Annotated in this window: 10 protein-coding genes and 1 other RNA gene; all 11 read left to right on the forward strand. The window is 37.5% G+C overall.

From position 1 onward, the window contains the following. The first annotated feature begins 32 nt into the window (after positions 1-32). Positions 33-1,139 (forward strand): Gfo/Idh/MocA family protein, encoded by a 1,107-nt coding sequence (locus tag KI375_RS06630; RefSeq protein ID WP_212972721.1) that lies wholly within the window; start codon positions 33-35, stop codon positions 1,137-1,139. Between the two features lie 316 nt (positions 1,140-1,455). After that, entirely contained in the window at positions 1,456-2,265 is an 810-nt protein-coding gene (locus KI375_RS06635) for a sugar phosphate isomerase/epimerase family protein (RefSeq protein ID WP_212972722.1), read from the forward strand. Between the two features lie 4 nt (positions 2,266-2,269). Beyond that, positions 2,270-3,397, forward strand: coding sequence for a Gfo/Idh/MocA family protein (locus KI375_RS06640; protein ID WP_212972723.1), 1,128 nt, complete (start codon positions 2,270-2,272; stop codon positions 3,395-3,397). A 22-nt stretch (positions 3,398-3,419) separates the two neighbouring features. Next, entirely contained in the window at positions 3,420-5,030 is a 1,611-nt protein-coding gene (locus KI375_RS06645; protein ID WP_212972724.1) for a gamma-glutamyltransferase family protein, read from the forward strand. Positions 5,031-5,457: 427 nt separating this feature from the next. Beyond that, positions 5,458-6,261 carry a sugar phosphate isomerase/epimerase family protein gene (locus tag KI375_RS06650; protein ID WP_212972725.1) on the forward strand — a complete coding sequence of 268 codons (804 nt, stop codon included), beginning with the start codon at positions 5,458-5,460 and terminating at the stop codon, positions 6,259-6,261. A gap of 93 nt (positions 6,262-6,354) precedes the next feature. Then, positions 6,355-7,566, forward strand: coding sequence for an MFS transporter (locus KI375_RS06655; protein ID WP_212972726.1), 1,212 nt, complete (start codon positions 6,355-6,357; stop codon positions 7,564-7,566). 82 nt (positions 7,567-7,648) lie between these two features. Beyond that, on the forward strand, positions 7,649-8,386 hold the full coding sequence (locus KI375_RS06660; RefSeq protein ID WP_244852355.1) for a type II toxin-antitoxin system Phd/YefM family antitoxin: 738 nt from the start codon (positions 7,649-7,651) through the stop codon (positions 8,384-8,386). A 145-nt stretch (positions 8,387-8,531) separates the two neighbouring features. After that, positions 8,532-8,900, forward strand: a transfer-messenger RNA (tmRNA) gene (ssrA, locus tag KI375_RS06665). A gap of 374 nt (positions 8,901-9,274) precedes the next feature. Further along, complete coding sequence (locus KI375_RS06670; protein WP_212972728.1) at positions 9,275-10,324, forward strand: LacI family DNA-binding transcriptional regulator; 1,050 nt, start codon at positions 9,275-9,277, stop codon at positions 10,322-10,324. A 143-nt stretch (positions 10,325-10,467) separates the two neighbouring features. Then, positions 10,468-11,436: an ABC transporter permease gene (locus KI375_RS06675; RefSeq protein ID WP_374706809.1), complete on the forward strand. Its 969-nt coding sequence runs from the start codon at positions 10,468-10,470 to the stop codon at positions 11,434-11,436. 13 nt (positions 11,437-11,449) lie between these two features. Next, on the forward strand, positions 11,450-12,313 hold the full coding sequence (locus KI375_RS06680; protein WP_212972729.1) for a carbohydrate ABC transporter permease: 864 nt from the start codon (positions 11,450-11,452) through the stop codon (positions 12,311-12,313). The last annotated feature ends 42 nt before the right edge of the window (positions 12,314-12,355 follow it).

Here is a 12,355-nt window from a genome sequence, read left to right on the forward strand (position 1 = left end):
AGCAATATATTTTTGAAAGGGGAGTTTTAAACATGATCAGTCAACAAGAGATTCGAGTTGGAATTATCGGAACGGGATTTATGGGCAAAGCACATGCAACAGGTTATAAAATGTTTGATATTAATATTGGCATGATTGCTTCAAAAAGTATGGAGAATGCAAAGAAAACTGCAAATGATTTCGGAGTGGAAAATTGGACCAATGACTGGAGAGAATTAGTTGCGAATCCCAATATAGATTGTGTAGATATTACTGTCCCTAATCATCTACATTATGAAATAGCAATGGCCTGCATAAAGGAAAAGAAACCATTCCTAATCGAAAAGCCGTTGGCACGTAATGCAAAAGAGGCTAGAGAAATAGTAGCTGCTGCCAAGGAGAATGGGGTTTTAGCACTTTATGGTGAGAACATGAGATTTAAGCCAGCTTTAGTAAAAATAAAAGAAATTATCGATCAAGGTGGCTTAGGAGATATCATTATGCTTCGGTCCAATGAAGTCCATAACGGGCCTTTTCATAGTAAATGGTTTTGGGATGCAGATTTGACAGGTGGTGGAGCAGTAATCGATATGGGAATACATGGGCTTTATACTTTGGAATGGATTATGAATTCTAAAATTAAAAGAATTTATGCGGAGACAGGAACTCTAAAATGGGATGAATATTGCAAAAACGGCGCTGAAGACTCCGCCGTCATTATTGTTCGCTTCGAAAATGGCGGGATGGCAGAGTTGATTGTTAGTTGGGCAATAACTGGCGGAATGGATGTCCGCTTGGAGGTGTTTGGAAAAGAAGGAACAGCCTATGTGAGTACAACGCACGATGCTGGTGGGTTAAGAGTGCATAGTCATACTGGATATGGGAAATCTCTAGAGGAACTAACAAGCTTAAAACCACATGTTACTTCTAATCAAGGCTGGAGTTTCCCTTCCCCAAATGATGAGTTGCAGCAAGGACATGCATATGAGGTTAAGCATTTTATTGATTGTGTAAAAGGATTAGATATGCCGAAAAGCACATTGGAACAAGGTCTTAGAGCATTAGAATTGGTCGAGGCTGTTTATGAATCAGCTAGAAAAGGGCAGCCCGTTGAACTTGCTGCAAAGAATAATATCGATCAGAACTTGCCAACTTATTAGAATTTTAATTTCAAAATCTAAGAAAATGAATAAACCCTCCTAAATATGAGACCACTGAAAATATTACACTTTTTAGGAAAATGAATGATTTACTGTGAAAAAGACGATGTATTTTCGGTGTGAATATTCGTTATCCTCAAGATTTAATCTATGTTAAGGATTCTATTGGTTGGAGTGGGCGGCTCCCCGTCACGCCCGTGGAAAGCGAAGCCGCCTGGAACGGAAATCAACAACTTAATTTTTACACGCCCTTACGGAAATGATTTTTTCAGTGGCCTCCTAAACATAAGATCTCTTTTGAAAGGAATAATCGTTTATGAATATATCTTTAGCCGGATTTTCTTTCTATAATTTGCTTAAAGAAAATAAGATGGATATTATCCATTACTTAGAAACGGTAAAATATCGATACCATTTAAATACTGTTGATTTATGGAATGGATTTTTTACTACACAAGAAGAAGCGTTTCGAATTTTATCAGACGAAACATATATTAAGAATATAAAAGATGCGATAGAGGAAAGAGACTTGACTGTTGTAAACTTTGCGATTGATGGGGCTCACATTTGGGATCCCGATCCAGCTATTCGCGAAAAATTACACGAAAATGCTTTAAGGCATTTAGAAGCAGCAAAATTATTGGGTGCTAAAACAGTTAGAATCGATACTGGCGGCTATGAATCCTTACAAATAAATGAAGAACAATTTGATTTAATTGTAAAGCGTTATCAAGAATATTGTGAGGTCGTAGAGGAATATGATATTTATATAGGTCCGGAAAATCATATGGGACCATCACTTGTTCCAAAAACCATGCTTGATATAGCAAAGGCTGTTGACCGACCGAATTATGGAATTTTACTCCATGCTAACCGGTGGGAGGGGGAGGATCAATCGCATGGCAATTCTATGCTGGCATCCTATGCTTACCATGTTCACTTTGATCCTAAAAGAACAGATTTAAATCATATGAAAAATGAGATAAAGACGCTTATGGACGCAGGGTATCGTGGATATTGGGCAATAGAATATAATCCTGCAGAAAATCATTATCTAGAAATTGAATGGGCATTAGCTTCGTTAAAGAAGAGTTTGATAGAAGTCTATACTATTGAGAAAGGATGAGAATATGGAAGCAATAAAAGTCGCCATTATTGGGGTTGGTTTAATTGGTAAACAGCATATAAAGAATTATTTGGATATAAATAATGTGGAAATTATTGCAGTATGTGATCTTGATAGAAACGAAGCAAAGGAAGTTGCGCAAAAGTTCAATATCCCGCATGTTTATTCAGACTATAAAGAGATGTTAAAACGTGATGATATTGATGCCGTTGATGTTTGTTTGCATAATAATTTACATTCGGCTATTACAATTGAAGCTTTTCAAGCAGGCAAGCATGTATATTGTGAAAAACCTATTGCTGGAACCTATTTTGACGGGAAAGCAATGGTTGAGGCAGCAAAAGAATATGGAAAACTACTTCATATTCAATTAAGATCCATATTCCGGAGTGACACAAAAGCAGCTAAAGCTTTGATAAACGAAGGCATGTTGGGAAATATCTATCATGCACGTTCAACGGGTTTTAGGCGAAGGGGCAGACCATTTGTAGATGGCTATGGAACTCCTGCTTTTACAAGAAAAGAAACCGCTGGAGGCGGCGCATTATTTGATATGGGTGTTTATCATATTGCGCAAATTTTATACCTGCTTGATTTGCCTCAGGTAGACAGAATCACTGGAAAATTATATCAAGAAATGCCAATGGATCGCCATAGACAAGAACAAAGTGGATTCAATGTTGAAGAATTGGGACTTGGATTTATTAGATTTCATGGAGGTTTAACACTGGATATTATAGAAGCTTGGTCTGTCCATTTGAATCAATTTGATGGGCCTAGTATTGTAGGATCTTCAGGTGGAATTCGACTACCTGCATACCCAGGAGAATTTAGTAAAAAAGATTTTAGTTTCCATTCAACGATTGCCGATATAGATTTTGATAGTACACCTGACTTAGAGCGTATGGAGATAAGGAGACATAGCTTGAATGAAAGCGAAGATGCATATGATTCACCACAAGATCATTGGATTGCCGCCCTGCAAAATAGAGTGGAACTCTTGCCAACCGCTGCTATTGCATTACAAACTATGCTTATCAGTGAAGGTATTTACTTATCCAATGCGCTTGGCCGGGAAGTATCAGTAGATGAAGTCATTAATCAATCAAAATCCACATCTATATTTAGGTGAACTATTTAAGTGAGGGAAAAGCATGAATACAGATCACCAATTTTATCCTTATCCATCTAAAAGAATGGCTGTTCATGGTAGAAAGGGGATGGTTGCAACAACGCAACCTTTAGCAGCGCAAGCAGGACTGAGAATTATGCAAAATGGGGGAAATGCCATTGATGCTGCAATTGCAACATCAGCTTGTTTGACAATAGTAGAACCAAACTCCACTAGCATAGGCGGTGATTCGTTCGCCTTAGTATGGACCAAAGGAAAATTACATGGATTAAACGCAAGTGGACCAGCTCCACAAAGTATTTCTATCGAAAAAGTAAAGAGCATGGGATATGATAGTATGCCAGGTCAAGGAGTAGTTCCTATTACTGTGCCAGGAACACCGGCTTCTTGGGTGGCTTTGTCAGAAAGATATGGCAGACTTCCATTGTCTACCGTATTACAACCAGCCATTGACTATGCACTTGAAGGTTTTCCGGTATCAGTAGAAATTGGTAGGTATTGGAATATTCGTTTTCATGAGTTTAAAAATAAGTTCAAGGGCGAAGAGTTTGCAGAATGGTTTAAGGTATATGCTCCTAACGGGAGAGCACCTTATATAGGTGAAGTGTGGAGAGCCCCTGACCATGCGAAGAGTTTACAATTAATAGCTGAAACAAATGGAGAAGCTTTTTATCGTGGGGAACTTGCGGAAAAAATTGTCCACTGTGTAAACGAATATAATGGTTTTTTATCAATGGAAGATCTTGCTAGATATCAAGTTGAGTGGGTACAACCCATAAATGTAAACTATAAGGGCTTTGATATATGGGAGATTCCACCGAACGGGCAAGGATTAGTAGCCTTATTAGCTTTACAGATTTTAAAAGATTTTGATTTTCACAGCAAAGATTCTGTAGATACGTACCACAAACAAATTGAAGCTGTAAAATTAGCATTTGTAGATGGTTTAAAATATATTACTGATTCGCGAAGCATGAGTGTGACAGAGAAGGAGTTACTTTCAGAGCAATATGCCAAGGGAAGAAGAGGTTTAATTCAAGATGAAGCTATATTACCAGAAGCAGGTGAGCCGATTCCAGGCGGTACTGCATATTTAGCAACAGCGGATGAAGAGGGGAATATGGTTTCATTTATACAAAGTCATGCAGGAGATTTTGGTTCTGGAGTAGTTGTACCTGACACTGGTATTTGTTTGTTAAATAGAGGGAGTGGATTTTCATTAAATCCTGAAGTTGCAAATAGATTAGAAGGAGGAAAAAAAACATTTCACACGATTATCCCTGGATTTATTACAAAGGATAATATGCCAGTTGGGCCATTCGGTATAATGTGTGGAATGATTCAGCCTCAGGCCCATGTTCAAATCGTGATGAATATGGTTAATTTTATGCTTAATCCACAAGCTGCTTTAGATGCTCCAAGATGGAGATGGATAAAGGAAAAATTAATTGAAGTCGAGCCGCAATTTCCTGATCATATCGCACAAGCTTTAATAAGGAAAGGCCATGCTGTGCAAAGAGCCATAGACTCTGGTATGTTTGGCCGGGGGCAAATTATATGCAGAGATGAGAAAACGGGTATTTTAACTGGTGGAACTGAGCCCAGGGCGGATGGTAGTATTGCGGTTTGGTAGAGCCCCATGAGAAGAAGAAAAACGGAAAACACAGGTAATTGATACGAATAGCGGTGGGAAAATAATCGTGATGAAAAAGTTGTTCAGTGCATATGTTTATGCTGGACAACTTTTTATGGTAAGGGAACTATAAAATTCTTGGCTTATGGGTAACTAGCTTATGTTGCGGTTGGTGTCTAGCTCCAGCGCTCAGCGACGTAAGTCAACATCGGCTTATGCTTCGCCGTGCTGTCTAACTACAGACGGCAGGATGCGAGTCCATCGGTGTTTCGACAGGACGTCGAGCTTTTTAAACGATATTCCGCAAAATAACCCTTCTTCGTTCCGGGAACATTAGCAGTAGGTCTAAAATATGGATCAATTATAAAATAGTGGTAAAATGTCAGAGATGGCATATGAAGACAATTCTATATTAGGGGGCTATTCTATGAAGCTATCGATTGGTGGTTATTCATTTAGGAATACGATGTATGAGGGGAAGATGGATATTTTCGGTTATTTGGAAACGGTTAAATATCGATATGGATTAGATACAGTAGATTTTTGGAATGGGCAATTTGCTAATCAAAGTTTTGAGGCTCCTGAAGAAGAATATGTAAAGAAAATTCGTGAGGCATTGGATGAAAGAGAAATGACATTAGTCAACTATGCGATTGATGGGGCACATATATGGGATTCAGATCCGGAAAAACGGGAAGGCCTCTATCAAAATGCCCTGAAACATATAAAAGTCGGTGAGATGCTTCAAGCTAAAACAATTCGAATCGATACAGGAGGTCATTTCAGTTCACATCCAGGTTTTTCATTGGATATGGAGGAAGAGCAATTTGAATATATTGTAAAACGGTACAAGGAGTTCTCTGATCGTGCAGCCAATCTTGGCTATAAGATTGGTCCAGAAAATCATACAGGTCCTTCATTAAGTCCGAAAAATTTGAAAAAAATTGCGGAGGCCGTTCATCATCCTAGTTTTGGCATTTTATTGCATATGGGCCGTTGGCAGGAAGATGCAAGCATTGGTGATGAAATGGTGGCTCCGTGGGTTTGTCATACCCATTTTGATGCAAGAACCGCCACAGCAGAAAAAGGAGAAAGCATCATTCGCATGTTAAAAGATGGTGGTTATGATGGGTATTGGGGAATTGAGCATAATGCTGAAAAACATCAATACATCGAAATTGAATGGCTGTTAGGTGCGGTTAAGCGATTGATAAAAAAAGCAGAAATTTAATTTTAAAGGATGTTCAAAAATTAGAGGAAATCGCATGCTACATTTGGAAGAGATCAGCTTCGACACAATATTCACTTGGAAAGGAACCTACGATTGGCACATACGACAGATAAAAATACCCTTATCCATGTAAAACTATTTAATTTTTTTCTTTATGGTTCTATCTCAATTTTACTTTCTTTTTTTCCACTTTATTTTCAAAGTGTGGGTTTTAATAAAATGGCGATTGGCATGCTTATGGCAGGTGGTCCTTTTGTTTCGATTTTTGCAAATCCCTTTTGGGGATATTGGAGTGATCGCCTGCAAAATATTCGCCGTATTTTAGTGATTATGCTGATTGGAAATCTGATCATCGTGCAATTTGTTTTCCAATTAAATTCGATGGTATGGGCTTTTATAGCGATGCTTTGTTTTTTCCTCTTTCAAACGCCTCTATTTTCACAAAGTAATAGTTTGATCTTGAATACCATTGAAGGGACAAGGTATAAATTTGGTTCGTTTCGGCTATGGGGTTCATTAGGGTGGGCGCTTTTGGCTGTTGCTGTTAGTCCATTGATTGATTGGATAGGGATCGGAAATCTCTGGATTGTTTACAGTGTAATGCTGTTTTTAACGATCTTATTTACGATCAAGCTTCCAACTGGAAAAGTTGAGGGGACGAAAAAAATAGCAAAAGGCGGATATGGCCAGGCTTTGTTTGGGAATAAGTATTTCTTAGTATTTGTTTTATTAGGTGTATTGATTTCCGTACCGAATTCGATGAATCAAACTTTTAGCTCCTTATATATTGATCAGTTAGGTGGTTCTGTAGTATTAATTGGCTGGGCGGCTTTTTTGACTGCAATTTTTGAGGTGCCTGTTTTCTTATTATTTGATCGTTATTTAAAAAGGAATATTCCTACAATGATCGGTTGTCTTATTATTGTGAGTTTATTATTTGTGTTGCGTTGGTTTTTAATGTCTATTGCAGTATCACCTGTTCAAATTATCTTTATCCAAATGCTCCATAGCATTAGTTTCGGTGGCTATTACTATATAGGCACAACGTTAACAGCTGAATTGATCCCAGTTGAACTGCGTGCAAGTGGACAAGCCGTCTATGCATTGACATGGGGAGGCATATCCGGGATTATAGCAGGCCTTTTTGGTGGTTGGCTATTCGGGTCACTTGGGCCGCAAATGATGTACCAAGTAAGTACTGTGATTGCATTATTAGGAGCAGTTGGTTTTAGCTTCTTGTGGATGTGGATTCGAAAAGATGCAAAGTACCAAGTAAAGGCTAAATCTGAGGGAGTAGATCTATAAATAGATGATTTGGCAATTTATGATTCATTAGCTATAATAAAGTTAGCTATTTTAGCTAATGTGGATTGTGAGGTGGAATCCTGTGATTGTCAGTTCAACCGAAGTACAGAATAATTTTGGGAAGTATTTACAACTTGCTGCCCAAGAAGAAGTCATCATTACCCGTAATGGTACAGAAATAGCTCGATTGCAATCGATGAAGGATCATCCAACGAAGGAGGTTATATGGGACAGTTCAGTTAAGGAATCAGCAGAGCAGTATCATTTCAAAGGAAGAAAGGCTTCGTATGAGGAGTTTTTGGAATTAACTAGTGATATGGAGAATCGCTATGAATACATTGATGGAGAGATTTATTTATTGCCCTCACCAAAAACGGCCCATCAATATGCAGTCACTAAATTGTTTGGTCTATTTTTTAATACATTTCAAGATGAATGCATGCCGTTTGTTGCCCCTTATGATATTAGCTTAAAAAGGCCCAACCGGAAGGATCCGAATGTTGTTCAACCAGACTTAATGGTGATATGTGATCTGGATGATCACATAGATGAAAGAGATTATTATATGGGCGTTCCGTCACTTGTCGTAGAAGTATTATCAGAGAGTACAAGAAGTAAAGATATGGTGAAAAAGTTAGATTTATATATGGAAGCCGGAGTGAAAGAATACTGGATCGCCAACCCATTCAATCGGGATGTTACAATTTATTATTTTGAAAAAAACGAAGTGAATGCTACCAACACCTTCAAATATCCGGATATGGCAAAATCCTTTCTTTTTGAAAATGTAACGATTGAGCTGGAGAAAATTTTCAAATGACAATAACCACAGCAAATATTGGCAGTCGTGAATTCTTGATGTTTTATGGTATTATGTTATAATAGTGAACGTAAGCAATTGGCTTCATTTATTCCAAGTTCCCACTTGGAAAGGATCTGAGGAGCAAATCCTTATTCCTTTATATGGGGACGTTACGGATTCGACAGGGATAGTTTGAGCTTAAGTTGCGAGTCGAGGGGATCGGCCTCGTCAAAACGTCAACGCCAATAATAACTGGCAAAGAAAACAATAACTTCGCATTAGCAGCTGCCTAATAAGGCACTGATGCGGTTCCTCCCTCCATCGCCCATGTGGTAGGGTAAGGGACTCACTCTTAGTGGGATACGCCAAAAGCTCTCCGCCTGGGGGCCAAGGAAGAGATTAAACAGGCTAGCGCTTTGGAAGCCCGTCGATAGGCCGAAGAAGTCGCGAAATAACAATATGTCGACTACACTCGTAGACGCTTAAGTGGCGATATTTCTGGACGTGGGTTCGATTCCCACCGTCTCCACCAAATATATAATTTGGTGGTTTTTATTTTGGCTTTTTTTGCTGACAACCCAGTTTAGAAGTAAGGTTTTTTTATTATAACCTCTAATTTTAAAAATAAAGTGTGCATCTAACTGTTTCGTGTTTTCACAACGTCAATTGAAGTGTCGCGATTAAAAGACAGTTTCCGGTCATGAAAAGACAATTAAAAGACTTGTCTTTTAGAAGAGAGTTCAGTAAATTATAATCATCAACTAGAGATAATCAAAAACATTTAAACGTAAAAAATATCTGAACCTTTAGCCTATTTGGTTAAATAGGTTGGAAATGATAGAAAAATATTACGAATAGGGAATAGTAATGATTTTTAGAAATCGATTACTATAAGGTGCTGAACAGATGAAAAAGCAGGCAACGATTTATGATATCGCGAAAAAAGCACAAACTTCTACTGCTACGGTTTCACGGGTATTAAGCGATAGTGGCTATCCAGTTAGCAACAAATTAAAAGAGAGAATACAGCAAGTAGCAAAGGAATTAGATTATATCCCAAATATGATTGGTAGACAGTTGAAAACCAATAATAGCATGACAGTGGGTGTGATCATACCATCCATCACTAATCCTTTTTATTCTTCCATTGTTTTAGGGATTGAAGATATAGCAAGAAATAGAGGATATCATGTCCTCTTATGTAACTCCCACCGAAGCCCTGAACTTGAAGGTGAATATTTAAAAACATTATTGGAAAAGCAAGTAAGGGGGTTAATTGTTTCTTCAATTTCGTCTAATAAAGAGTTGGTTGAAGCTTTAGTGCAAAAGGGGTTAAATGTTGTAGCATTTGACCAAACCATTGAAGGATTGGATTGCAGCCAGATCCAGTTTGACTTTAGAAAAGGAGGTTTTTTGGCAACTGAGTATTTAATAAAAAAAGCTCACCGAAAAATTGCATTTATTAGTTCTCCCTTAACTCGGCCAAGTCGACAAAGTATTTACGAAGGATATCAGCATGCGTTGGAGAAATACGGAATGAAGACAGAAAAGGGATGGATTCAAATTGCTTCAAACGAGGAAGAACTATCAGAAAGAAATTATGAATTTAACAATGGGATTGATTTAACCCGAAAATTGTTACAGTGTTCCAATTTGCCGACGGCTATATTTGTTTGTAATGATATGACTGCATTTGGTGTTATGAATGAACTAGCGAATCACGGTGTGAAAGTTCCTGAACAGATGTCTGTTATCGGATTTGATAATATTGAATTTTCCCAGATGATTACACCATCCTTAACAACCATACAGCAACCAGATTATGAAATGGGAAGAATGGCATGTAATATCCTGCTTGATCAATTAGATGGAAAAGGAATGGAAAAAGTGGATATTGTCCTACAGCCTAAGATAATTGAACGACATTCTACACAAGTTTTAGAAACCGCTTTTTAAATCATACTCCAAAGTCCTGCCTTTAAAGTAATCGATTACTATAGGAGATGATAGCTATTGTTTGATCATCAACTTGCCATTGAAAGCGTTTCCAATTACGGTACTAGAGATTTTTTATCATTATAAAGGGGAGGTAGAAAGTCATGAAAGAGTTAAGTACTGTCGAAACAAATAAGATGATGGTGAAGGCAAATGTCAAAGTGAAGAAAAGCAAAGCTTTTATGAAAAAGCTGAATGATAGTAAATATTTATTAATCCTCTTTGCTCCTTGTTTACTTTATTACTTAATTTTCCATTATGCACCAATGTTTGGAATTATTATTGCGTTTAAAGATTATAACTTATTTGCCGGCGTGTTGGATAGTGAATGGGTCGGGGTGAAATATTTTACGACGTTTTTTGAAAGCCCGGATTTTTATCTCTTATTACGTAACACATTTTTGTTAGGGTTTTACAAATTCATAATTGGCTTTCCTATCCCAATTATTTTTGCCCTTTTATTGAATGAAGTGAAGAATATGTTCTTTAAGCGCTTTGTGCAAACTGTTAGTTACTTACCCCATTTTATTTCCAATGTGGTTGTAGCAGGTATGATTGTTGTTTTCCTCTCCTCAGATGGAGTAGTGAATCGAATGATCTCTCATTTAGGAATCGAATCAATCAATTGGATGATTACCCCGGAATTATTTCGTAGTATTTTTGTTTCATCCGAAATTTGGCAGCATATGGGCTGGGAAACGATTATCTTTTTAGCTGCGCTAACAGGGATTAATCCGCAGTTATATGAGGCAGCAGATATAGATGGCGCAGGGAGATTTGCAAAATTAAGATATATTACGATACCTGGCATATTACCGGCGATTTTTATAGTTGGTATTTTAAATATCGGTCAAGTACTGGAAATAGGGTTCGAAAAGGTGTTTTTGCTTTACAATCCAGTTACCTATGAGACTGCAGATATTATTTCTACTTATGTTTATCGAGTTGGCTTAGTTCATGGGAATTACAGTTATGCTACGGCAATCGGATTATTTCTTGGTGTCATAAGTTTTATTTTCTTATTTGCTGCCAATTATCTTTCAAAGAAATCTGGACAAGAAAGTCTGTGGTAAGGAGGGGCTATGAATGAGAAATAGAAGAAATATCACTACGTTTACAATCGTAAATGCCATTATTTTGTTAGGAGTTGCCCTGGTTACGACGTACCCTTTCCTTCATATGATTGCTGTCTCGTTAAGTGGAGATGTTCACGTCTTGCGAGGGGACGTAAATTTAATTCCAAAGGGTATAACGTTAAAAAATTATCTACATGTGTTAAGTGATCCAAGGATTGGCACGGGATATCTGAATACTCTTATATATGTAACGTTAGGCACAATCATATCGCTAATCATTACCGCAATGGGAGCTTATGCACTATCAAAGAAAAAGATGATTTTTCGTAAAGGTTTTATGCTAATGATTGTTTTCACCATTTTATTTAGCGGTGGGATGATTCCTACATTTCTTGTCGTTAAAAATTTAGGGTTAATGGATACGGTTTGGGCCATGGTACTGCCAGCAGCAATTTCTACATGGAATCTAATTATTATGAGAACCTTCTTTTCGTCGACAATACCGAATGAATTAGAGGAATCTGCAAAAATTGATGGGTTAAATGATATTGGTATATTTATTCGAATTGTTTTGCCTTTATCAAAACCAGTGTTAGCCACAATTGGTTTGTTTTACGCAGTAGGAATTTGGAATAACTTTATGCTGCCGCTTTTATATCTAAGGGATAATGCTTTATACCCCTTGCAAATTATTCTTAGAAATATGGTTCTTGTTGAAGAAATGGCTTCAGTGTCGGGGACAGATGCAGTGGTTATCCAGGAATCTATCCAATATGCAACGATACTTGTTTCAACACTGCCTATTCTTTTACTCTATCCTTTCCTCCAAAAGTATTTTGTGAAAGGGGTGATGATTGGTTCTTTAAAAGATTAGGCAAATGACGTAAAAAGAATTTGTTAGGAGGAAGCCTTTGGA

The sequence above is a fragment of the Bacillus sp. J14TS2 genome (assembly GCF_018333015.1).
Classification (GTDB): Bacteria; Bacillota; Bacilli; order Bacillales; family Bacillaceae_C; genus Lederbergia.

Bases quoted from the DNA above. Each gene is read 5' to 3' on its own strand.
- KI375_RS06630 (WP_212972721.1), top strand. From the start codon at position 33: ATGATCAGTCAACAAGAGATTCGAGTTGGAATTATCGGAACGGGATTT.
- KI375_RS06635 (WP_212972722.1), top strand. From the start codon at position 1,456: ATGAATATATCTTTAGCCGGATTTTCTTTCTATAATTTGCTTAAAGAA.
- KI375_RS06640 (WP_212972723.1), top strand. From the start codon at position 2,270: ATGGAAGCAATAAAAGTCGCCATTATTGGGGTTGGTTTAATTGGTAAA.
- KI375_RS06645 (WP_212972724.1), top strand. From the start codon at position 3,420: ATGAATACAGATCACCAATTTTATCCTTATCCATCTAAAAGAATGGCT.
- KI375_RS06650 (WP_212972725.1), top strand. From the start codon at position 5,458: ATGAAGCTATCGATTGGTGGTTATTCATTTAGGAATACGATGTATGAG.
- KI375_RS06670 (WP_212972728.1), top strand. From the start codon at position 9,275: ATGAAAAAGCAGGCAACGATTTATGATATCGCGAAAAAAGCACAAACT.
- KI375_RS06675 (WP_374706809.1), top strand. From the start codon at position 10,468: ATGAAAGAGTTAAGTACTGTCGAAACAAATAAGATGATGGTGAAGGCA.
- KI375_RS06680 (WP_212972729.1), top strand. From the start codon at position 11,450: ATGAGAAATAGAAGAAATATCACTACGTTTACAATCGTAAATGCCATT.